This is a genomic window from Dietzia sp. CH92 (genome assembly GCF_032248695.1).
GTDB lineage: Bacteria > Actinomycetota > Actinomycetes > Mycobacteriales > Mycobacteriaceae > Dietzia.
Genome location: NZ_JAVHXC010000004.1, coordinates 132,999 through 154,068, shown reverse-complemented (window position 1 = coordinate 154,068; position 21,070 = coordinate 132,999). Strand labels below are relative to the sequence as shown.

At 71.2% G+C, this 21,070-nt stretch carries 18 protein-coding genes and 2 pseudogenes; 10 read left to right on the top strand and 10 right to left on the bottom strand.

Annotated elements, in window-relative coordinates; translation table 11 throughout:
* Positions 1-74: 74 nt before the first annotated feature.
* Positions 75-1,025: a DMT family transporter gene (locus RWK90_RS10055; RefSeq protein WP_314037378.1), complete on the bottom strand. Its 951-nt coding sequence runs from the start codon at positions 1,023-1,025 to the stop codon at positions 75-77.
* 71 nt (positions 1,026-1,096) lie between these two features.
* Here RWK90_RS10055 and RWK90_RS10050 point away from each other — a divergent pair, with 71 nt between their 5' ends.
* Complete coding sequence (locus tag RWK90_RS10050; protein ID WP_314037376.1) at positions 1,097-2,359, top strand: aspartate kinase; 1,263 nt, start codon at positions 1,097-1,099, stop codon at positions 2,357-2,359.
* Positions 2,360-2,659: 300 nt separating this feature from the next.
* On the opposite strand, the gene RWK90_RS10045 is transcribed toward RWK90_RS10050, so the two are convergent.
* A complete protein-coding gene (locus RWK90_RS10045; RefSeq protein ID WP_314037374.1) occupies positions 2,660-3,511 on the bottom strand; it encodes a DUF559 domain-containing protein in 852 nt (283 codons plus the stop codon).
* A 528-nt stretch (positions 3,512-4,039) separates the two neighbouring features.
* Here RWK90_RS10045 and RWK90_RS10040 point away from each other — a divergent pair.
* The 9 genes and pseudogenes from RWK90_RS10040 to RWK90_RS10000 all read left to right on the top strand — a co-directional run.
* Complete coding sequence (locus RWK90_RS10040) at positions 4,040-5,074, top strand: aspartate-semialdehyde dehydrogenase (RefSeq protein WP_314037372.1); 1,035 nt, start codon at positions 4,040-4,042, stop codon at positions 5,072-5,074.
* Positions 5,075-5,375: 301 nt separating this feature from the next.
* Positions 5,376-5,642 carry a BatC protein gene (locus RWK90_RS10035; RefSeq protein WP_314037370.1) on the top strand — a complete coding sequence of 89 codons (267 nt, stop codon included), beginning with the start codon at positions 5,376-5,378 and terminating at the stop codon, positions 5,640-5,642.
* Positions 5,643-5,648: 6 nt separating this feature from the next.
* Positions 5,649-6,860 (top strand): JmjC domain-containing protein, encoded by a 1,212-nt coding sequence (locus tag RWK90_RS10030; protein ID WP_314037368.1) that lies wholly within the window; start codon positions 5,649-5,651, stop codon positions 6,858-6,860.
* A gap of 92 nt (positions 6,861-6,952) precedes the next feature.
* Complete coding sequence (locus tag RWK90_RS10025) at positions 6,953-7,759, top strand: sucrase ferredoxin (protein ID WP_314037719.1); 807 nt, start codon at positions 6,953-6,955, stop codon at positions 7,757-7,759.
* A gap of 114 nt (positions 7,760-7,873) precedes the next feature.
* Positions 7,874-8,893 carry an AraC family transcriptional regulator gene (locus RWK90_RS10020; protein ID WP_314037366.1) on the top strand — a complete coding sequence of 340 codons (1,020 nt, stop codon included), beginning with the start codon at positions 7,874-7,876 and terminating at the stop codon, positions 8,891-8,893.
* A 98-nt stretch (positions 8,894-8,991) separates the two neighbouring features.
* Complete coding sequence (locus RWK90_RS10015) at positions 8,992-10,152, top strand: hypothetical protein (RefSeq protein WP_314037364.1); 1,161 nt, start codon at positions 8,992-8,994, stop codon at positions 10,150-10,152.
* Positions 10,149-11,021 (top strand): SDR family oxidoreductase, encoded by an 873-nt coding sequence (locus RWK90_RS10010; RefSeq protein ID WP_314037362.1) that lies wholly within the window; start codon positions 10,149-10,151, stop codon positions 11,019-11,021. The genes RWK90_RS10015 and RWK90_RS10010 overlap by 4 nt, the downstream gene beginning before the upstream one ends.
* Entirely contained in the window at positions 11,018-12,022 is a 1,005-nt protein-coding gene (locus tag RWK90_RS10005) for an alpha/beta hydrolase (RefSeq protein WP_314037360.1), read from the top strand. Before RWK90_RS10010 ends, RWK90_RS10005 begins: the two co-directional genes overlap by 4 nt.
* 132 nt (positions 12,023-12,154) lie before the next feature.
* A pseudogene (locus RWK90_RS10000) lies at positions 12,155-12,361 on the top strand (sucrase ferredoxin); the annotation flags it as partial.
* Between the two features lie 30 nt (positions 12,362-12,391).
* Here RWK90_RS10000 and RWK90_RS09995 read toward each other — a convergent pair.
* The 8 genes and pseudogenes from RWK90_RS09995 to RWK90_RS09960 form a co-directional block, all read right to left on the bottom strand.
* The gene (locus RWK90_RS09995; RefSeq protein WP_314037358.1) at positions 12,392-13,363 is read right to left on the bottom strand and encodes a VOC family protein; all 972 of its coding nucleotides are present in this window, start codon (positions 13,361-13,363) and stop codon (positions 12,392-12,394) included.
* A 228-nt stretch (positions 13,364-13,591) separates the two neighbouring features.
* Entirely contained in the window at positions 13,592-15,064 is a 1,473-nt protein-coding gene (locus tag RWK90_RS09990; protein ID WP_314037356.1) for an aldehyde dehydrogenase family protein, read from the bottom strand.
* Positions 15,061-15,744: an HD domain-containing protein gene (locus tag RWK90_RS09985; protein ID WP_314037354.1), complete on the bottom strand. Its 684-nt coding sequence runs from the start codon at positions 15,742-15,744 to the stop codon at positions 15,061-15,063. The genes RWK90_RS09990 and RWK90_RS09985 overlap by 4 nt, the downstream gene beginning before the upstream one ends.
* 9 nt (positions 15,745-15,753) lie before the next feature.
* Entirely contained in the window at positions 15,754-17,001 is a 1,248-nt protein-coding gene (locus RWK90_RS09980; RefSeq protein ID WP_314037352.1) for an FAD-dependent oxidoreductase, read from the bottom strand.
* Positions 17,001-17,321 (bottom strand): 2Fe-2S iron-sulfur cluster-binding protein, encoded by a 321-nt coding sequence (locus RWK90_RS09975; protein WP_314037350.1) that lies wholly within the window; start codon positions 17,319-17,321, stop codon positions 17,001-17,003. Before RWK90_RS09975 ends, RWK90_RS09980 begins: the two co-directional genes overlap by 1 nt.
* A 46-nt stretch (positions 17,322-17,367) precedes the next feature.
* Positions 17,368-18,135, bottom strand: coding sequence for an SDR family oxidoreductase (locus RWK90_RS09970; protein ID WP_314037348.1), 768 nt, complete (start codon positions 18,133-18,135; stop codon positions 17,368-17,370).
* A 3-nt stretch (positions 18,136-18,138) separates the two neighbouring features.
* Positions 18,139-19,968 carry a PEP-utilizing enzyme gene (locus RWK90_RS09965; RefSeq protein WP_314037346.1) on the bottom strand — a complete coding sequence of 610 codons (1,830 nt, stop codon included), beginning with the start codon at positions 19,966-19,968 and terminating at the stop codon, positions 18,139-18,141.
* Positions 19,965-20,981: pseudogene (locus RWK90_RS09960) on the bottom strand (PEP/pyruvate-binding domain-containing protein); the annotation flags it as partial. The pseudogene RWK90_RS09960 and the gene RWK90_RS09965, both read right to left, overlap by 4 nt.
* Positions 20,982-21,070 lie beyond the last annotated feature (89 nt).

Sequence of the window (21,070 nt, the reverse complement as noted above, 5' to 3'; positions counted from 1 at the left end):
GGGATCGGGCGGCGGTGCCGGGGCGCTCGGCGGGAGTGCTCATGGCAGTGAGATCGGGGCGGTCGGCGCCCGCGTTACCGCGAGGGTGGCTCCGCGCGCGTGTCGGGGGACGGGGGAGTCGCTGTCGCGGAAGGGGTGTCACCGGACGCCGCCGCCGGGTCCACCGCGTCCTCGCCCGGCCCCGAGTCGACCTCCTTGTGGGCGAGCCGGACCGTCGCCACGACCATGACTCCCAGCGTGGCGGCGAGGATCGCCAGTTCGGCGCCGTCGACCGCGAACCACTCGCCGAGCACGACCACGCCCAGCGCGAGCGAGACGACCGGGGTGGTGACGGTCGACGCGGGCACGGCCTGGTGGACGGCGCCCGCGGAGAAGGACATCTGCTGCAGGGTCAGCGCCACGACGGCGGCCGCGACCAGTCCGTAGACCTCGCCCGTGGTGGCCACGAGCAGCGGTCCGCCCTCGTAGAACCGGTCGGCGACGCCCTTGGTGAGCAGCGCGACGTAGGCGAACGCGGTGCCGCCGGCCACGCCCAGCAGGAGGGCACGGTTACCGCCGGAGCGGAGCGCGCGGGAGAGACGGAGGAGGACGACGACGACGAGGATCCCGGCCGCACAGGCCAGTGCCCACTGCCACCAGGGCGGATGTGTCTCGCCACCCGTGGGCCGGCCGTAGATCACCAGCACGACCACGCATCCGGCCAGGACGTGCCCCCAGAACAGTTCCGTCTTGGTGACCCGCCGCCCGGTGACCCAGGCGCCCAACGGGAGCGCGAAGGTGAGCGAGAGGACGGTGATGGTCTGGACCAGGATGAGCGATCCGTAGGCCAGTGCCAGTCCCTGGAACACGAATCCGGCGAGGCTGATGCCCATGCCGGTCCACCAGTACCGGCTGGTGAGGATATGGAAAGGCCCCTCGTGTCGGCCCTTCGCGCGGCGTGGGGAACGGTGCCGCATAACGGTTCCGAAGGCCTGGCTGAGGGCGGACGCGAGGGCGAGCAGTACCGCCACCCAGGTTTCCGTCATCCCTGACGAGTAAACACCTCCCGTAAAGTGGGTCTGCGTTAAGCCGATCAACACCGGAAGGGTGTGACCGCGTGGCACTCGTAGTGCAGAAGTACGGCGGCTCCTCCGTGGAGTCCGCAGAACGTATCCGTCGGGTGGCCGAACGGATCGTGGAGACCAAGAAGGCGGGCAACGACGTGGTGGTCGTCGCCTCGGCCATGGGCGACACGACCGACGAGCTGCTGGATCTGGCCGACCAGGTGTGCCCGTCTCCGCCGCAGCGCGAGATGGACATGCTCCTGACCTCCGGCGAGCGCATCTCCAACGCGCTGCTGGCGATGGCGATCAGTTCCTTCGGGATGGAGGCCTACTCCTTCACGGGGTCGCAGGCCGGGATCATCACCACGACCAGGCACGGCAACAGCCGCATCATCGACATCACCCCGGGGCGCGTCCGTGAGGCACTGGACGAGGGCAAGATCGCCCTCGTCGCGGGCTTCCAGGGCGTGTCGCGCGAGACCCGCGACGTCACGACCCTGGGTCGCGGCGGGTCCGACACCACGGCGGTCGCGATGGCCTCGGCCTTGGGTGCGGACGTGTGCGAGATCTACTCGGACGTGGACGGCATCTACACCGCCGACCCGCGGATCGTGTCCGATGCCCGCAAGCTCGACTCCATCTCGTACGAGGAGATGCTGGAGATGGCGGCGGTCGGGTCCAAGATCCTCAACCTGCGCAGTGTGGAGTTCGCCCGCCGCTACCACGTGCCGCTGCGCGTCCGCTCGTCGTATTCGAACAACCCGGGCACGCTCGTGGCCGGAAAAGTGGAGGACATCCCCGTGGAAGACGCAGTCCTGACCGGAGTCGCTCACGACGCCTCGGAGGCCAAGATCACGGTGGTCGGCATCCCCGACCAGCCGGGGTACGCGGCCAAGATCTTCCGCGTCGTCGCCGATGCCGAGATCAACATCGACATGGTCCTGCAGAACGTCTCCAAGGCGGAGGGCAAGACTGACATCACCTTCACCTGTCCCCGCGAGGTCGGCGCCAAGGCCGTCGAGGTGCTGTCCAAGGCCAAGGAGGACCTCGGGATCGACCAGGTGCTCTACGACGACAACGTCGGCAAGGTCTCCCTCGTCGGCGCGGGCATGAAGTCGCACCCGGGCGTCACGGCCACGTTCTGTGAGTCGCTCTCGGAGGCGGGCATCAACATCGAGCTCATCTCCACCTCGGAGATCCGCATCTCGGCCCTCGTGCGCGAGGAGGAGCTCCCGGAGAGCGTCCGCGCCCTGCACGCGGCGTTCGAGCTGGGCGGCGAGGAGGAGGCGCAGGTCTACGCCGGAACCGGCCGCTGACCCACCCGGCCCGAGCCCCGGCCCGCCCGGCCCGAGCCCCGGCCCGCCCGGCCCGCCCCACCCGGCCCCGCCCGAGCCCGCCCGGCCCGCCCCACCCATTCCGCGAGCCGTCGCTTGTGTACGTTTTCCTGCCAAACGTCTTGGGGAAACGCTGACGCAAGCGACGGCTCGCGGTGTGCCGGCGGCCGAGTAGCCGATATGGCAGCCGCCCTGTTCGGCCCGGGCCCGGCCCAAGCCCAAAGTCCGGGCCCGGCCCCAGCCCAGGCCCAGGGCCGAGCCCGGAAGCGGCGCGCGTGGCCGTCAAGCCCGATCACGGAACGCGAGGGTGATCTGGGTCGCGAGTTCCGCGGGAGTGCGGAAGAGCTGGCGCTTCGTCACGACGATCACTGTCCACCCGAGCGCTGCCAGTCGATTCCGCCTCTCGACGTCCCGCGTGTGCTGGTCCGAGAACCCGTGATGTTCCCCGTCATATTCGATCGCGATCCGGCGGGCCGGGTCGGCGAGATCCAGCCTGTACGGGGTGCCGGGAACCCGGTACTGGACAACCAGGTGGTCGAACCCGAGGTCGTGAGCGAAGAGCCGCAGACGGGTCTCCATCGGCGACTCGGAGAGCGGGGCGCAGAGCGCGGCGTGCCGCAGTGCGGTCGCCCGTCGGCTGGCCTCGGGATTGCGGTCGGCCATCGCGGGCACCGAAGCGCGGGCGTCGATCCCGAGGCGGCCAGCACCGTCCAGTGCGACGACGGCCTGGTCGCGGGGCAGATAGCGCGCGAGGTCGAACAGCGCGCGGTCGAGCGTGGCGACGTGGATCGGGTGCCCGTGGGGGCCCAGGAATTCCTCGTACTGCGACTCGGGGATCGTGAACTGCCTGGACAACACCCGGGGACGCCGAACCCGCCGGCTGCCGGTGGCGACCTCGAGGGCGGGATCGGGCGGTGGCCACGGGTGGCCGTGAAACGCCGCGGCGGTCCACCCGGTTGCGACGGCGTCCGGCCGGACGACGGTCAACGCCTCGAGTTGGAGGGCCACGGACTCCCGTGAGTCGTTCGGGACCCAGACGCCGCGCTGCACTCTTCGTCGTCCGTTGGTCGCGCGCCGGCGTCCGCGGGTCCGCGAGAGTTCGCTGAACGTGAGGGGCTCTGGCGATCTGCTCATGGTCTCGAGGTTCGTCAACGGCTCGGCCCCCATCCCCGCGATCTCGGGCCCGGTCGTGCCCGTCTGTGGACACGGGCGGGATCTGTGGAGGCCACGACGTCGTGGTCGCCGGTGCAGCGCCCGGCAGAACGGACGATCATCACCGCCGGACGCCGAGGAGCAGCTGGCCGGTTGGCGGCCTCGCGCCCGCCCTCTTCCATCAGCCGTCACTTCGGTCAGCGTTTCCCCAGGGCGGGATCGGCCAAAGCGTGCATATGCGACGGCTAGCTGCGGATCGATGCCCCCGCCCGCCGCGCAGGCCCACGCGAGGCTGGGTGGGCCGCCCGCCGAGCAACCCCCGCGGGAGGGCGGGATACTGCGGCGGCGGGACGGGCCGACTGCGGCGGCTGGGCCGCGTGTGACGTGGGCCGCTGACCATCGCCGCCGGTCTCGGTAGACTGGGCCGACACACCGGTCGGTCGAGCGCAGGGCGGAGAACCCGTCCGCGGCGGGCCGGGTCGCCACGACTTCCAGGAGTTGACCTCACAGATGACCACTGTCGCCGTAGTCGGAGCCACGGGCCAGGTGGGGCGCGTCATGCGTGCCCTGCTGGAGGAGCGGGACTTCCCGGCCGACAAGGTCCGTTTCTTCGCGTCCGCCCGCTCAGCCGGGACCACGCTGCAGTTCCGTGGCGAGGACATCGTCGTGGAGGACACCGCCGCCACCACCGACGAGGAGCTCAAGGGCATCGATATCGCCCTCTTCTCCGCGGGGGGCACGATGTCCAAGGAGCAGGCGCCCAGGTTCGCGGCCGCGGGCGCCGTCGTCGTCGACAACTCCAGCGCGTGGCGCAAGGACCCCGACGTCCCCCTCGTGGTCTCCGAGGTCAATCCCGACGCGGCGAAGAACCCGCCCAAGGGCATCATCGCCAACCCCAACTGCACCACGATGGCCGCCATGCCGGTCCTCAAGGTCCTCCACGACGCGGCCGGCCTCAAGCGGCTCGTCGTCTCCACCTATCAGGCGGTCTCCGGATCCGGCCTGGCCGGCGTGGACACCCTCAACGACCAGATCACCGGCAACGTCGGCGCGGGCCACGAGCTGGTGCACGACGGCTCGGCCCTCAAGGTCGACGAGACGGGGCCGTACGTCGCGCCGATCGCGTTCAACGTGCTGCCGATGGCGGGCGCGCTGGTCGACGACGGGTCCGAGGAGACGGACGAGGAGCAGAAGCTGCGCAACGAGTCGCGCAAGATCCTCGGCCTGCCCGAGCTGCGCGTGGCCGGCACCTGCGTGCGCGTGCCCGTGTTCACCGGCCACACGCTGAGCATCAACGCCGAGTTCGAGAAGGACATCACCCCGGACCGGGCCCGCGAGCTGCTGGGCGTGGCGGCCGGCGTCAGGGTCGTCGACGTGCCGACCCCGCTCGAGGCCGCGGGTATCGACGAGTCGCTGGTGGGCCGCATCCGCCAGGACCAGTCGATCGAGGGCAACAAGGGCCTCAACCTCATGGTGGCGGGCGACAACCTGCGCAAGGGCGCGGCGCTCAACACCATCCAGATCGCGGAGCTGCTGGTCAAGTAGCGCGCCTGCTGGTCAGGTGGGCGGCCGCGGGGTACGCCGTCGGGAGTACGACGACGACGAGGTCCGCAGTCGCGCCACGAGATCCGCCGCTCGGTGTTCGCGCCGGGCGGCAACTCTCGTCGTCCCGGGAGTCCGTGCGGACCACACCCATATCGGTCCCACCTCACACCGGTCGTGCCGGAGCCTGCCCGGTGCCATAGTGGGAGCCGGAACGGCCATTGTGTCCGGAACCACAGTCGGGCAGATGGCGACACCGCACGACCGTGCAGGTCACGGGCCTGCACCGACGAGAGGATCGCAGATGGCTATCAACGACGACGACATGACCACTTCCGCGGGCCAGGGCGAGGGGATCGCCGACGGCGGTTCGAACCCGGGCGGTCACGACGGCGGCGCGGACGGCTCCGCCCACCACACCAAGGGCGAGGGTGAGGGCCTGGCTGATGGCGGTTCGAACCCGGGTGGTCACGACGGCGGGGCCGACGGGTCCGCCGACGCCGGGGAGGGGCCCGCTGACGGGGGCTCGAACCCGGACGGCGCCGACGGTGGCGCTGACGGCACCCAGTAATCACCGGTGCTCGAACGGTGCGTCGCATGCGGGCGGGATGAGTTCGCGTCGCGTTTCTGGGGCCGGCGGCCCCTGCTGAGCCGGGCCGCGCAGCTGCCGCGCGACTTCTCGGACCTGCTCGGACCCGGGATGGTCGACGAGATCATCACCGAACGCGGGGTGCGTACGCCCTTCGTGCGGATGGCGCGGGAGGGCACGCTCGTCGACCGGGCGTGCTTCACCCGTGCCGCGGGCTTCGGTGCGCAGATCACCGATCAGATCGACCCCGACGGCGTCCTCACGCAGTTCGCCGCCGGGGCGACGATCGTGTTGCAGGGGCTGCACCGCTTCTGGCCGCCGATCATCGACTTCGTGCGGGGCATGGTGGCGGAGGTCGGCCATCCGGCGCAGACCAACGCCTACATCACGCCGCCCGCGAACCGGGGGTTCGATCCGCACTACGACGTGCACGACGTGTTCGTCCTGCAGGTGTCCGGCACCAAGCGGTGGCGCGTGCACGAGCCGGTTCACCACCACCCGCTCGCCGATCAGCCGTGGACCGATCACCGTCGGGCGATCGCCGCCCGCGCGGCGGACGAGCCGGTGATCGACGAGGTGCTCGAGCCGGGGGACTGCCTCTACCTACCGCGTGGGTGGGTCCACTCGGCGGAGGCGCAGGGCGAGACCTCCATCCACCTGACCGTGGGTGTGGCTCCGCTGACCGGGCATGACGTGGCCAAAGCTCTGCTCGAGGCCCTGGCCGCCGACGAGCGGGTGCGCGAGTCCCTGCCTCTCGGCCTCGCCCCGGTGGACGCCGCGCGGGCCGGGGAGCCCACGCAGGAGATGGTCGAACACATCGCCCGGTTGGTGACCGAAAAGCAGGACGAGCTCGCCGGGAAGGCCGCCGGCGAGCTCGCCGAGAGGTACCTGGACCTCACCCGCCCGGCCGCGGTCCGGCCCCTCGCCACGTTGGACGCCATGGACTCGCTCGACGCGGACACCCCGGTGCGGTGGCGCGACGGCCTGCACGGTTCGCTCGGCCCCGCGTCCGCGTCCGGCAAGGTCGCTCTGCGCCTGCCCACCAAGACGATCACCTTCCCGGCGGAGTGCGAACCCGCGCTGCGGGAGATGCTCGGAGGCGACCCGGTCAGCGCCGGCGCGCTCCCGGGACTCGATGCGGCGGACGGTGTGGTGGTGCTGCGACGACTGCTCCGCGAGGGCGTGGTGGTGGCGCGGTGAGCAGGCCCGCGGACTGGGAGCCGTGCAGCGACTCGTCACTGCGCCGCGGCGATCCCCTGGAGGGGTCGGGTTCGCGGGGCTTGAGGTGGTTGATGGTCGAGCTGTCCGGGCCGTGGGGGTACTCGGCGTTGCTCGACTCACCGGCCCTCCTCCCGCCCGAGCTGGGCCGCGAGATCGCCGGACGAGCCCAGGAGGCCGATGTGAGGGTGGCCGCGATCCGCAGGCCGGGTCGTCGTCGTCATGCCGGCGGGCAACGCTGGCGGTGGGCGCTGGCCGACGCCCGCCCCGGGCACGAGGCGCTGCGCTGGGGCGAGGTGGACGGACCGGTCGGGTACGCGGAGATCCCCCTCGACGGCACCGCCGGTGTGCCGACGGACGAGCCGCTGGTCGCGGTGTGCGCGCACGGCAAGCACGATCAGTGCTGCGCGGTGCGGGGGCGCGCGGCGGCCGCGCGGATCGCCGAGCGGTACCCGGAGGAGACCTGGGAGTGTTCCCACCTGGGCGGGGACCGCTTCGCCGCGACGATGCTCGTCCTGCCGCACGGGCTCTTCTACGGGCGCGTGGACCAGGCCGAGGACCCGGCCGACATCGTCACCCGCTACACCGACGGCCGCGTCGACGAGCGCTACCTGCGCGGGCGAAGCAGCCACTCGGCGGTCGTGCAGAGCGCCCAGCACTACGCCAGGGCGGTGGTGCTCGACGACCGGATCGACGCCTTTGCCCCCGTGAGCGTGGTCGAGCGCGACGAGCACGTCGAGGTGACGCTCGCCGGCCCGCGCGGTCCGGTCGAGGTGTGGCTGCGGGAGACCTACTCCGAGCCGATCTTCACGATGTGCCGGGCCCACGCCCCCGGGCCGGTGAGGCAGTGGGAGCTCGTGGAGATCAGGGCGGGTGGCTAAGGCCGGACGGCATGGTGAGGTGGAGCGAGGATGGTCGAACCACGTGGTGCTACGCGGAGGCGCACCCGACCGCGGCTTCTCGCCGGCACGCCACGTGAGAGGGAAGGGGCGTCGATGCGGCCGTTGATCCGCGCTGCGAGCCTGCGCGGGTTCGGGGCGCTCGTCACCGAACTCGGCGGGGATCCGGATCGGCTGCTCGCGCGGTTCGGCATCGAGCCCGAGACGTTGGCGGACGAGGACGGGCTGCTGTCGATCACCGACCACGACCGGATGCTCGATGTGGCGGCAGCCCACCTGCGCTGCCCGGACCTCGGTCTGCGGCTGGCCGAACGGCAGGACGTGACGATTCTCGGCCCCATCGCGCGGGCGATCGGATCGTCGCAGACCCCCGCGGAGGCACTGGAGTGCGCGGCTCGGTTCATGTTCGTGCACAGCCCCGCGCTGAGGATCGAGGTCGCCGACGACCCGTGGGGCCGGCGCGGCGTGATCGCCCTGATTTACCGCAAGGAGTTGACCGAGTCGCCGTACTCGCCGCAGGCCGCCGAGCTGGGGCTGGGGGTGTTCTACCGGGTGGCCGTGCATCTGGTCGGGCAGTCCACCGGGTTGCGGTCGGTGGAGGTGCCGCACGGACCACTCTCGCCGGTCGGCCGGTATCTGGGCTTCTTCGGCGTCGACGTGAAGTTCGACCGGCCCGCGGCCGCGCTGTGCGTCGACCGTCGGATGTTGGATGCCACGTTCGCCTCCGCGGATGAGGATCTCCGTCGCGCGGCCCTCGATCACCTGACGGGCTCGTACTCCGACCCGTCGGACTCGGTGGCTCACCAGGTGCGCCGCCTCGTGGGGGAGCGCCTTCCCGGTCGTGTCCCCACGCTCGCCGAGGTGGCCGGGGCGCTCCTGCTCCACCCGCGGACGCTGCAACGTCGCCTCGCCGCCGTCGACACCACCTACGGCCGGGTCGTCGACGACCTGCGTCGGGATCGCGCGCACCGGTTCATCACGACCAGCGACCTGTCCTTCACCCAGATCGCCGACCTGGTCGGTTTCGCCGAGCAGGCCACGCTCAGCCACGCGGCGCGCCGGTGGTTCGGTATGTCCCCCGGGGAGCTGAGGCGGACCACCAACCTGTCGCCCTGACACAAGTTTCCCGCCGCTGGACACCGGATGCTGGTGTCGACCGCGGGAACGACCGGCGCCCCCCGGGCGGCCACCCCATCGGCGAGGAGGAGCGAACGATGCTGCGCGAAGATCCACCGCGTTCGGACCAGGTGTCCGGACCCATGCTCGAGCAGATCGGCGCGCGGCCGATCCCCGAATTCGACGGCGTCCACGACGTGTGGCCGCGGGGCGAGCGGCTGAGGGCGGTGCGCTCGGCGGCCGCCGAGTACAAGAAGCGGTTCGTGCAGCAGGGGCAGGTGCGGGCGGTGCGGTCAGTCGACGTGGCCGGGGCGCCGTACCCGGTCAAGTACGCCTTCGACAACGCGGTGTCGGTGCCCAGCCTGCCGTTGGTCACCATGATCAACCGCATGGTGGTGGTCCAGTACGACGACTGGAACGGTCGGCCCCGCACCCTGGTGTTCGAGCCGACCGTCCCCGCCGGTTCCGCCAAGGCGCCGTTCTACGCCAATCTGGAGAGGCTGGTCGACGCCGTCCCCGGCGGCCGCCTGGCCAGCAAGGCGATCCTCAAGTACTTCAACGAGCCCGGCGAGGCCCTGGCCAAGGTGGGGCTGCGGTCGGAGGACGTGGACTTCCTCACGTTCGACCACCTGCACGTGCAGGACCCCCGGATGATTCTCGGCTCGAGCGAGGTGATCGCGGGCGAGCCGACGCCGCGCACCGCCCTGTTCGGCGACGCGCAGCTGCTCGTGCACCGCCGCGAACTGGCCACCCTGGAGGACCTGCACCCCATGCAATGGGCCTGGTACGTCGAGGACGGACTCGACGGCGTCCACCGGGACAGGTTCGCCGTGTTCGACGGCGACATCGAGCTCGGCCCCGGCATCGCCCTGCTGTGGACGCCCGGCCACACGGACGGCAACCACTCGCTGGTCATCAACACCCCGGACGGCGTGTGGGTGTCCTCCGAGAACGGCATCTCCCTGGACAACTGGCAGCCGGAGCTGTCGAAGATCCCCGGCGTGCGCCGCTACCACCGCGAGTACGGCCGTGAGATCTGCCCCAACGCCAACACCCTCGAGGACGCGCTGGACCAGTACGACTCCATGATCAAGGAGAAGACCCTCGCCGACCCGTGCCCTGCCGACCCGCGCTGGCTGCAGATCCTGCCCTCCACCGAACTGGCGCCGTGGAAGCGTTTCTGGCCTGTGGTGCCGACGTACTGCCACGGTGGGATCTCCTACGGCGAGATCCGCGCCGGACTGAGGGACGGGAAGTGACGACGACGACGAGGATCCGCAGCGCGCTCGTGACCGGGGCCGGTCGCGGCCTGGGCCGAGATATCGCGGGCCTGCTGGCCGACCGCGGGTATCGCGTCATGATCACCGATCTGGACGAGCAGTCGTCCCGGACGGCGGCCGCGGAGATCGGGCGGGGTGCGCTCTGGGCCGCTGTCGACGTCCGCGATCGGAGGCAGGTCGACGAGGCCCGGGACCGGCTGGTCGCGGAGACCGGGGGCGTGGACGTGTGGGTCAACAACGCCGGTGTCCTGCTCACCGGCCCGGCGTGGGAGCAGACCGACGACCAGCGGCGGCTCATGCTGGACGTCAACGCGCTGGGGACGATCAACGGCACGGTCGCCGCGATCGAGGCCATGCGCGCCCGCAGCGCTGGTATCCCGGGCACCGGCGCGACCGGCAGTGGCGGGCACATCGTCAACATCGTCTCGCTGGCGGGGATCTCCGCGGTCCCGGGTGAGGCCGTCTACGCGGCGTCCAAACACGCGGTGATGGGCTTCAGTTCCAGCACGGCCGCCGACCTGCGGCTGGCCGGGGTGGACGATATCGACATCTCGTGCATCTGCCCGGACGGCATCTGGACCCCGATGCTCTTCGACAAACTCGAGGACCCGCAGGCGGCGCTGTCGTTCTCGGGTGTCCTCCTGCAGTCGGAGGACGTGGTGCGCGCGGTGGGCAGGGTGCTGGAGTCGCGGCGCCCGGTTACGGCCGTCCCGGCTAGGCGCGGGGCGCTGGCCAGGCTGGGTGCCGCGTTCCCCCGCCTGGCGTCCGCCCTCCTGCCGCTGATGGCCGCCAAGGGTCGCCGGAAGCAGCGCACTCTCCTACGAACGCAAGGATCGTCCCGCTCTTGACCACTCGGACAGACCCCTCCGTGACCATCCATCGTGAGGTCGACCTCCAGTCCCGGTTGCTCTACTGGGCCGGGCGGGCGACGCTCCGTCAGGTGTACCGCTTCTGGCCCATGACCGGCGCCGGGATCCGGGGGCTGGCCGCAGTCGAGCGCGGGTTCTCGCGACTGGCGGGCCCCGCCGGGGTGCGTGTGGAACGGACCGTGCTCGGCGGCACCGCGGCCGAGACGTCGACCCCCGATTCCGTCGGCCCGGACGCACTGGCCGACGTGACCGTGCTCTACCTCCACGGCGGCGCGTTCGTCTTCTGCGGCCCCGGCACCCACCGTGGGCTCTGCGGCCGGCTGGCGATGGACCTCGGCGTGACCGTGCACTCGCTGGACTACCGGATGCTGCCGGAGGTCGACCTGGCGACCGTGGTCGCGGATGCTTACGCCGGGTATCGCGCTCTGTCCGAGCAACTGCCCGCGGATCACCGGATCGTGGTGGCCGGGGACTCGGCGGGCGGGTACCTGGCCGCCGCGATTTGCGAGTTGGCCGCCCGCGACGGCGTCCCCCAGCCCGCCGCGATGGTGGGTTACTCGCCCCTGCTCGACGTCGATGGCGAGGTGCGTGAGGGGCCGTGGGCCACGCGCGACTCCTACCAACCGGCCGTCACGGTGCAGCGGTTCCAGAGGCTGTGGCAGCACCACGCCGACGGGCTGGAGAGCAGCCGCTCGATGCTCACCTGCGATCCGGAGGTGTTCCCGCCGACGCTGATCACCCTGGCTGCGGGCGAACTCGTGGAACCGGCCGCGCTCCAGCTGACCGAACGCCTCCACGCGGCCGGGCGGCCCGTCGAGACCCATCGGTGGTATTCGGCAGTCCACGCGTTCCCGGTGCTCGCCGGCCTGACCCCGCACAGCCGCCACGCCGGCGGGATCACGGCCGAGTTCTTGCGCCGGACGATGACGGCACCGGTCTCACAGCACCCTCTCTCAAGACATGCACGAGATGGGTCTTGACCGTGCCTTCGGACAGGTGCAGCGACTCGGCGGGCTGCCGGTTGCTCGAGCCCCCTCGGTCACGGAGCGAAGGACCTCGGACTCCCGGTCCGTGAGCACCGGCCGAGGACCACGCATCCGGCTCAGTAGCCGGGCGGCGACCGCTTCGCCGCGACGATGCTCGTCCTGCCGCACGGCCTCTTCTACGGCCGCGTCGACCAGGCGGAGGACCCGGCAGACATCGCCACGGCCTACACCGAGGAGCGGGTCGACGAGCGGTACCTGCGTGGACGCAGTAGCCACTCGGCGGCCGTGCAGAGCGCCCAGCACCATGCCCGCGCGGTGGTGGGAGCTGATCGAGGTCAGGGGCGCGTAGGAAGCGTCAGTGCGTCAGACGGTCTCCACCACGGGCTCGGACAGGGAGTCGGCGACGGCCTCGGCGGCGGGCTCCTCGAGCGGGATGGTGCAGGCCAGGGGCTCGCTGCCGGACCAGTCGTGGCCCCAGTAGCTGTCGGCGGTGATGTTCTGCGGCAGGTACTGGTCCTCGTCCACCATGAGGCCGTCGTAGCCGTACTCGATGTCCCAGCCGCCGGGGGCGCGCAGGTAGTAGGACACCATCTTGTCGTTGGTGTGGCGGCCGAGGGTGGAGGAGATGCCGAAGCCGTGCTCGGTGGTGCGCTCCATGGCCTGGGCGACCATGTCCATCTCGGCCACCTCGAGCATGATGTGGACGATCCCGGGGCCCATGTGCGGGGCGGGCATCACGGCGAAGCTGTGGTGGCGGGGGTTGACGCCCATGAACTGGATCCGCAGCGGCGGCATGCCGGGCGCGGAGGGGAAGGGGAACGCGCCGCGGGTGTGGAAGCCCAGCACGTCGCGGTAGAAGCCGATGGTGGCGTCGTAGTCGGTGGTGGGGACCACGAGGTGGCCCAGGCCCAGCTCGTCGGTGACGAACTCGGTGCGGTACTTGGTGGAGACCTTGGAGTGGTCGAGCTCGGCGCCGTGGAAGATCTCCAGGCGCTGGCCGCAGGGGTCCTCGAGGGTGATGGCGCCGTCGACCTTGATGGCCTGCGCCTCGTCGTGGGTGAGGTCGCGGTAGGCGATGCCGTGCTCGGTGAGGGTGGCGCGGACGCGGTCGAGGGCGATCTCGTCGCGCACCTCCCAGCCCACGGCGTCGAGGTTGTCCTTCTCGGCGCGGCGCAGGGTGATGCGGCGGGCGCGCTCGTCGAGGCGCAGGTGGAGGGTGTCGTCGTCGCCGCCGGCGCCCACGCCCAGGTCGAGGACGTCGTGGGCGAGGGTGCGCCAGCGGTCGAGGTCGGTGGTGTCGATTCTGAGGTAGCCGAGGGCCCGGATGTCGCCCATGGAGTGTCCTTTCGCCAGTGAGGGTCCCGGCGTGCCGGGAGTGCCGCCGCGTCGCGTCGCGCGCGCCCGGGGGCGGGATGGGACCACTCTGGTCGCGCTGTGGCGTGCATCACCGGTCGATTCCGCTGGGCGGGAAAGGTGCAGGTGGGAAGGTGGGTGTCAGGGCGACGACGACGACGAGGGCCGCGGTCCCGGACGGTGGGCGGGCGCCGCCGCGGCCCTCGGGCCTCAGCCCACCCGGCGGTGGATCGACTTGTAGGCGACGTACTGGGACAGCCCCTCGATGCCGTACTCGACGCCGAGGCCGGAGTCGTGGCGTCCGCCGAAGGGCGCGTTGTGGTTGGAGCCGAAGAAGTTGATGCCCACCGAGCCGGTGTCCATGCGCTCGGCGGTGGCCAGGCCCGCGGTCTCGTCGGCGGTGAACACCACCCCGCCGAGCCCGAACTCGGTGTTGTTGACGATTCCCACGGCCTCGTCGACGGTCTCGTAGCGCAGGATCGACACCACCGGACCGAAGACCTCCTCGCGCGCGATCCGCATGTCGGGGGTGACGTCGGCGAAGACGGTGGGCTGGATGAACCAGCCGGGGCCGTCGACGCGCGCGCCGCCGGTGGTGGCGCGGGCGCCCTCGGCGTGGGCGGAGTCGAGGAACTCTCCGACGCTGCGGAACTGCGCCTCGGACGCGACGGGGCCGAACACGGTGGCCTCGTCGAACGGGTCGCCCTGCGGCGCGGCGGCGACGGTGCGGGTGACCGTGTCGACCACCTCGTCGTAGCGCTGCGAGGGGGCGAGGATCCGGGTGGCGATGTAGCAGGTCTGACCGGTGTTGCGCATGCAGGTGCGGACCAGGCGCTGCGACATGAGGTCGAGGTCGGCGTCGGGCAGCACCAGCGCGGAGGACTTGCCGCCGAGTTCGAGGGTCACGGGTCGCAGCAGCTCGCCGCAGGCCGCGCCGATCCGCCGGCCCACGGGCGTGGAGCCGGTGAACGCCACCTTGGCGGCGAGCGGGTGCCGGACCAGGCGGTCGCCGACCTCCCCGTCGCCGGTCACCATGTTGACCACGCCGTCGGGCACGCCGGCGGCCCGGCACGCCTCGACGATGAACCGGATGGACAGCGAGGTGCCCGGGGCCGGCTTGAGCACGACGGTGCAGCCGGCGAGCAGGGCCGGCGCGAGCTTGATCACCATGAGGTTGATGGGGAAGTTCCACGGCGCGATCAGCACACACGGCCCGACGGGGTCCTTGCGCACCACCGATTCGGCGCCACCGGCGGGGAAGGGGCGCACGTCGTCGTCGTCGAGCCACCACGCCAGGGACGCGACGTGCCGCAGGATCCCCGCGGCGTTAGCCGCCGCGCCGGCCGTCTCCGCGACGGGGGAGCCGTTCTCCATGGTGTTGGTGGTGGACAGGTCGGCCGCGCGGGCCTCGACCTCGTCGGCGATCCGCTCGAGCAGGGCGGCCCGCTCGGCCACGGAGGTCGCGGGCCACGGCCCGGTGCGGAACGCGCGGTCGGCGGCGGACATGGCCGCGTCGACGTCCTCGGCCGAGCAGTCCGGCACCGAGCCCCACCGCTCCCCGGTGGCGGGGAAGTGCAGGCCGATCGTGCGCGAGGAGGTGGACGTGCGCCAGGTGCCGTCGACGAAGTAGTCGGTCTCGTGGGTCCACGGCAGGGTGCGGGCCGGGGTGATCGACGGGGTCATCGCAGGACCTCCGTCTTGAGCAGCGCGCGGGAGCGCTCGAGGTCGGCGCGCGCGATCTCCACGGCGGCGGAGGTGATGAGCTCGGGGATGATCTCGGTCTCGAGCCGGTCGGTGTAGTGCGCCGGGTCCATGGAGAACCAGCCCGAGGCCAGGGCGATGCCGGCGTGGTCGAAGCGCCACAGGCGGTCGGCGTCGCGGACCAGGGCGTCCTCGAGGGAGTGGGCGACGGGCCGGGTGTCGTGGCCGTCGATGATCGCGCACACGGCCTCGACGAACTCCGGCGGGTAGCCCTCGGCGGGCAGGACCTCGCGGGCGACGTTGCAACCCTGGACCTCGTGCTCGAAACGGATGCGGGATTTGCGCCAGTCGCCCCGGAAGCCCTCGGAGATGATGCGCTCGGTGTCGACGCGGGCCCAGCCGGTGTCGTGGAGCTGGATCGCGACGCGCACGAGCAGGCGGTCGGCCTCGGGGTGGGCGTCGCACAGCCGCTCGGCGTAGGCCAGGGAGATCGGCAGGTGGATGTCGTTGCCGCGGGCGCGGCTCTCGGGGACGACCCGGGACCAGACGGGGTCGAGGTCGGTGCCCGCGGCGGGGGTGAGGGTGATGGGCGAGGTGTCGACCGGGCCGTTCGACGGGATGGGCCGCTCCGCGGGCAGCGCGGCGGTCAGCGAGGTGGTCATGGGGGCTCCTCAGACGGTGATCGACTTGAGGCGGACGGCGGGGTCGGCGGCCTCGTCGAAGGGGATGTGGGCTCCGGTGGCGAGGGCGTTGCGCACGGCCATGAAGTCCAGCGGGTGGTTGATGCAGTCGGCGGCGATGACGCGGTCCCCGCGGTAGTACAGGACCGAGCGTTTGCCGCGCTCGGGCTCGGCGCGCACGAGGGTGCGGTCGTGGCCGGCGGACAGGCCGGCGATCTGCAGCTTGATCGCGCCCTGGTTGGACCAGAACCACGGGATGCCGGCGTAGTCCTCGCGGCGGCCCATGATCGCGTACGCGGCGACCTTGGCCTGCTCGATCGCGTTGTTGACGCTCTCGAACCGGACGCGGTCGCCCTCGGGCGAACCGGGCACGGGGTTGGGCAGGTTGGCGCAGTCGCCCACGGCCACGGTGACCCCGTCGGAGGCGATCGCGGTGGCGTCGACGCGCACCCCGTCGGAGCACTCGAGGCCGATCGACTCGGCGAGCTCGGTGTTGGGGATGACGCCCACGCCCACCAGGACGAGGTCGGCGTCGATGGTGCGGCCGTCGGCCAGTTCCACCCCGGCCACCCGGTCGCCGCGGGCGAGGATCCGGGAGACGGTGGTGCCGAGCTCGATGTGGATCCCCTGGGACCGGTGGTGGTCGAGGAGGTGGGCGGAGGTGTCCTCGCCGACGGCGCGGGGGACCAGGCGCGGCGCGGCCTCGACGAGGGTCACCGTCTTGCCCATGGTGTGGAGCGATGCGGCGGCCTCGAGGCCGATGAACCCCCCGCCGACGACGACGACGCGCTCGACGTCCGGGACACGGGCCTTGAGCTCGAGCGCGTCATCGGCGTTGCGGAGGTAGAGCACCCCCGGCAGGTCGACGCCCTCGAGGAGGAGCCGACGGGGCCGGGCCCCCACGGCGAGGGCGAGCCGGTCGAAGTGGAACTCGGCGCCCGACATGGAGTGCGCGACGCCGGAGCCGTCGTCGTTCTTGGCGATGCGGATGATCCGCTCGTTCTTCACGACGTCGATTCGGTGCTCGTCCCAGTAGTCGGCGGAGCGGAACATGAGCGAGTCGTTGGTGATCTCGCCCTGCAGCCACTCCTTGGACAGGGCCGGGCGCTGGTAGGGGCGGTGGTTCTCGTCGCCGAGCATGGTGATGGGCTCGTCGTACCCCAGGGCCCGCAGCGAGGTGGCCAGGGAGACGCCCGCCTGGGACGAGCCGATGATGAGCAGTCCGTGGTTCATCGTCATCACGTCTGGGTGGCCGGGGTGGTGACGTGCAGGTCGGTGCCCTCGGCGAGCTTGATCTGGCACGACAAGCGGGAGTTGTCCCGGCGGTCCTCGGTGGTGCCGTAGAGCATCTCGTCCTCCATCTCGTCCATCTCGGGGAGGGAGTCGAGCTGGGCCTCGTCGACGTAGACGTGACAGGTGGCGCACGAGAGGGAGCCGCCGCACTCGCCGACGATCCCGGGGACGCCGTTGCGGACGGCGGTCTCCATGACGGAGTCGCCGGTGGTTCCCTCCACGACGCGGCTCTCGCCGGTGTGGTCGGTGTAGGTGACCTTGGGCATGGTCTCTCCTTGGTCGGTGTGGCTGCTGGGGCCAGCAGCGTGGTGGTCAGATGAACTGGCGGCCGCCGTCGACGACGAGGGTCTGCCCCGTCACGAAGCCGCTGTCCGGGCCGGCGAGGTACATCGCCGCGCCGACGATGTCCTCGGGTTGGCTCGCGCGGCGCAGGGCCCCGCGGTCGACTCCGTACGATTCGGCGTCGTCCATGAGCCCACGGCTGGCCTCGGTGAGCGTGAATCCGGGCGCGATCGCGTTGACGGTGATCTCGCGACGACCGAGCTCCTTGGCCATGACGCGGGTGAGGGCGATGACCCCGCCCTTGGAGGCGACGTAGTGGGCCCACTGCTCGGAGCCGCTGTACACGGTCGCCGAGGACAGGTTCACGATCCGGCCGCCGGCGCCCATGTGCGGGCTGACGGCGCGGGTCATGAGCCACGGGCCCTTGAGGTTGACGGCCATGACGAGGTCCCACTCGGCGGGGTCGATCTCCTCGAGCGGGGAGCGGGTGACGGTGCCGTAGACGGCCGCGTTGTTGACGAGCACGTCGATGCGCCCGCCGCCGAACTCCGCGACCCCGGCCGCGCACCGCTCGGTCGAGGCGGGGTCGGTGACGTCGACCGGGCCGTGCCAGGCCTCGCCCCCTGCCTCGGTGACGAGGCGGGCGGTCTCGGCGGCACCGTCGGTGTCCCGGTCGGCCACCGCGACCCGGTCACCGGCGGCGGCGAAGCCGAGCGCGAACGCGCGGCCGAGGCCGCCCGCCGCACCGGTCACCAGCACGGTGCGGCGGGTGGTCGGGGAGTCGGAGGACGAGGTCACGGCTCAGTCCTCCAGGATCTCGACGCGGCCGGTGTTGCCGTTGACGCGGATGCGCTGGCCGGTGCGGATGGTGGTGGAGGCGGTGCCGGTGCCGGTCACGGCGGGCAGCTTGTACTCGCGGCACACGATCGCGGCGTGGCTCATCATGCCGCCGATGTCGGTGACGGTGGCCCGGATCTTGCCGAACACCGGCCCCCACGACGGGGCGGTGATGGTGGCCACGAGGATCTCGCCCTCCTGCACCTCGCCCAGCTGGTCGGCCGAGTGGACGACCCGGGCGATGCCCTCGACGTCGCCGGAGGAGGCGGCCATGCCGGTGATGACACCGTCCTCGCCACCGCCGTCGCTGCCGTCGAGCCACTGCTGGACCTGCTCGTCGGTGATGCCGTAGAGCATCATCGTGAACGGTTCGGTGATGTGCTCGGGCGGGGTGTTGAGCGCCGGCTGCGGCCGCTGCGTGGACAGCGCGTCGATGATCGCGCGGCGCCGCTCGATCTCCGTGGGCCAGTAGGTCGGGCCGGCGCCCGGCGCGCCCACGGCCCAGCCGGTGACGAGGTCGAAGATCGCGTCGCGGACCTCGTTGCGGTTGAGGTAGAGCAGGTCGCCGACGTCGTGCCAGAACCCGGCCTCGACGAACACCGCGGACAGCTCGCGCACCTTGCGCCAGAACACGCCCATGGTCCAGTGCTCGATGTAGAAGTTGTGGTTCTCCACGTACGGGTAGGCCGTGGCGGCCAGTCCCCGCTTGGCGTCGAACTGCTCGCGGGCCTCGTCGTCGAGCAGGTCGCGGTACTCGGCCACGACGCGCTCCTTCTCCGCCATCAGCTCCTCGACCGGGCGCATGATTTCCTGACCCTCGTCGACGCGGCGGATGTAGTCGGCGATGAAGCCGAGCGGGATCTCCTGGTGGTCCTTCCAGTACTTGTCGTGACCGTAGAAGCCGTTGCCGGTGGTGAAGTTGAACCACGGGTCCTGCGCGGCCTCGTACTGGGCGATCCAGGACTCGCCGCCGGCCTCGCGGACCGCGCGCAGGGTGCCCTCGACGTCGTCGGTGTTGCCGAACGCGGACTGCAGGCCGTCCTCGACCGCCTTGATGGCGAGCTTCTTGAGCTCGTCGTCGGGCCGGAACAGCTCCATGTCCACGCCCTGGACCATCTTGGCGATCGCCTGGTCGGGGATGGACGGGAAGACCTGCTTGCAGAACCCGAAGAAGTCCAGGTAGGCGAGGTACCCCAGGTTGAGGAACTCGAAGTGGTACTGCCAGTTGCGGTACAGCAGCGAGATGAGCTTGTCGTAGTTGTCGAGCAGCTCCTGGGAGCCGTCCATCGCCACGCCCTGCACGATGTCGTCGAAGGGGACGGCGTCGGGCAGCGTGCGGAACTCGAGCTCCTCCATCTCGCGGATGGTGCCCTGGACCTTCTCGTACCAGGACTCCAACAGGGTGTCCCAGTTCTGGAAGTAGTGGCCCGCGCGCCGCTCGAACTCGGGGACGCGGTCGGCCATCTGATCCTCGGGCACGCCCACCGGGCTCATGTAGAGGTAGCCGAGGTGGATCTTGAACTCGATGCCGTTGGCCGGCGGGATGAGCAGGTGCCGGGTGTTGTACTGGCCCAGGCACTTGACGGCGAACTCGCCGCCGATCGTCTCGAACGGCTTGAACACGGTCGGCCAGTGCTGGCTGTCGCAGAACCAGAACTTGTCGTCCACGTCAGGGGAGTTCGAGAACGCGAGGTTGTACGGGTACAGCTCCTCCCAGCCCTCGGCGCCCTCGGGGACGGTGAGCTCGGACGGCTTGGGGAACGACTTCATGGATCGCTGCTGCTCGATGGTCATCGCGAAGATCCTTTGGTGGTGAGTGACGAGGTGATCCCGGACATGAAGCCGCCGGCGGCGGGCGTGGTCGCGGGAGCGGGGTCGGGGGTGGTCTGGGAGTGGACGGTCTCGGGGCGGGACTGCAGCATGAGCAGGTTCTGCCCGTCGGGCAGGTCGGCGTCGATCGCCCACTCGACGTCCTGCGGGCTGCCGTAGTGCTTCTCGGCGCGCTTGGCCATGGCGGCGACGGCCTGCAGTTCGTCGTCGGTGAGCGACCGGATGGCGCGACGGTCTCCGGGCACCTCCCGCTCGACCAGCGCCCCGGCGTCGGCGTCCGGCACGAGCTCGGCGTGCTTGTCGCCGATCGTCTCGCGGACGACGGTCAGCATGACCTTGTCGAGCAGGATGTTGTCCGGCGTGACGAGCCCGGAGACCACCATCTCGCCGACGCCCCAGGAGGAGTCGATGACGATCTTCGAGCGGTCGCCGTTGGCCGGGTCCAGGGTCATGGCCACCCCGGCACTGCGGGCGTTGACCATCTTCTGGACCGCGATCGCCATCGACAGGTCCGTCTCCGGGATGTCGTTGCGCAGGCGGTAGAGGATGGCGCGGCTGGTGTACAGCGACGCCCAGCACTGGCGGGCGTGCTTCTGGACCTCCTCGTAGCCCCGCAGCCACAGGTAGGTGTCCTGCTGGCCGGCGAAGCTGGCGTCGGGCAGGTCCTCGGCGGTGGCCGAGGAGCGCACCGCGAGCGGCACCTCCTCGCTGAACCTGCTCATCAGCGAGTCGTAGGCCCGGCGCAGCACGTTCTGCAGCGAGGCGGGGACGTCGCGGGAGCAGATCGCCTCGCGGATCTCGGCGGAGATCCGCTCGACGCTGTCCACGTCGTCCGGGTCGACCCCGGAGAGCTTCTCGGCGACCTCGGCGCGCAGGCCGGTGCCGTCGATGAAGTCGTCGAACGCCGCCGTGGTCAGGGCGAAGCCGGGCGGCACGGGCATGCCGGCCGCGGTCATCGACACGAGCGAGGCGCACTTTCCGCCCAGTTCGTCGAGCCGGGGTTCGCGGTCCGAATCGAAGAAGACCACGTAGTCGTCGTACCCGTGGGCCGGACCGTCACCGGCGG

What these genes read in the sequence shown, in the direction of transcription:
- RWK90_RS10055 (WP_314037378.1), bottom strand. Translation starts at nt 1,025, where the DNA reads ATGACGGAAACCTGGGTGGCGGTACTGCTCGCCCTCGCGTCCGCCCTC.
- RWK90_RS10040 (WP_314037372.1), top strand. Translation starts at nt 4,040, where the DNA reads ATGACCACTGTCGCCGTAGTCGGAGCCACGGGCCAGGTGGGGCGCGTC.
- RWK90_RS10035 (WP_314037370.1), top strand. Translation starts at nt 5,376, where the DNA reads ATGGCTATCAACGACGACGACATGACCACTTCCGCGGGCCAGGGCGAG.
- RWK90_RS09965 (WP_314037346.1), bottom strand. Translation starts at nt 19,968, where the DNA reads ATGACCATCGAGCAGCAGCGATCCATGAAGTCGTTCCCCAAGCCGTCC.
- RWK90_RS09980 (WP_314037352.1), bottom strand. Translation starts at nt 17,001, where the DNA reads ATGACGATGAACCACGGACTGCTCATCATCGGCTCGTCCCAGGCGGGC.
- RWK90_RS10025 (WP_314037719.1), top strand. Translation starts at nt 6,953, where the DNA reads ATGGTCGAGCTGTCCGGGCCGTGGGGGTACTCGGCGTTGCTCGACTCA.
- RWK90_RS09985 (WP_314037354.1), bottom strand. Translation starts at nt 15,744, where the DNA reads ATGACCACCTCGCTGACCGCCGCGCTGCCCGCGGAGCGGCCCATCCCG.
- RWK90_RS09990 (WP_314037356.1), bottom strand. Translation starts at nt 15,064, where the DNA reads ATGACCCCGTCGATCACCCCGGCCCGCACCCTGCCGTGGACCCACGAG.
- RWK90_RS10015 (WP_314037364.1), top strand. Translation starts at nt 8,992, where the DNA reads ATGCTGCGCGAAGATCCACCGCGTTCGGACCAGGTGTCCGGACCCATG.
- RWK90_RS10045 (WP_314037374.1), bottom strand. Translation starts at nt 3,511, where the DNA reads ATGAGCAGATCGCCAGAGCCCCTCACGTTCAGCGAACTCTCGCGGACC.
- RWK90_RS09995 (WP_314037358.1), bottom strand. Translation starts at nt 13,363, where the DNA reads ATGGGCGACATCCGGGCCCTCGGCTACCTCAGAATCGACACCACCGAC.
- RWK90_RS09975 (WP_314037350.1), bottom strand. Translation starts at nt 17,321, where the DNA reads ATGCCCAAGGTCACCTACACCGACCACACCGGCGAGAGCCGCGTCGTG.
- RWK90_RS10020 (WP_314037366.1), top strand. Translation starts at nt 7,874, where the DNA reads ATGCGGCCGTTGATCCGCGCTGCGAGCCTGCGCGGGTTCGGGGCGCTC.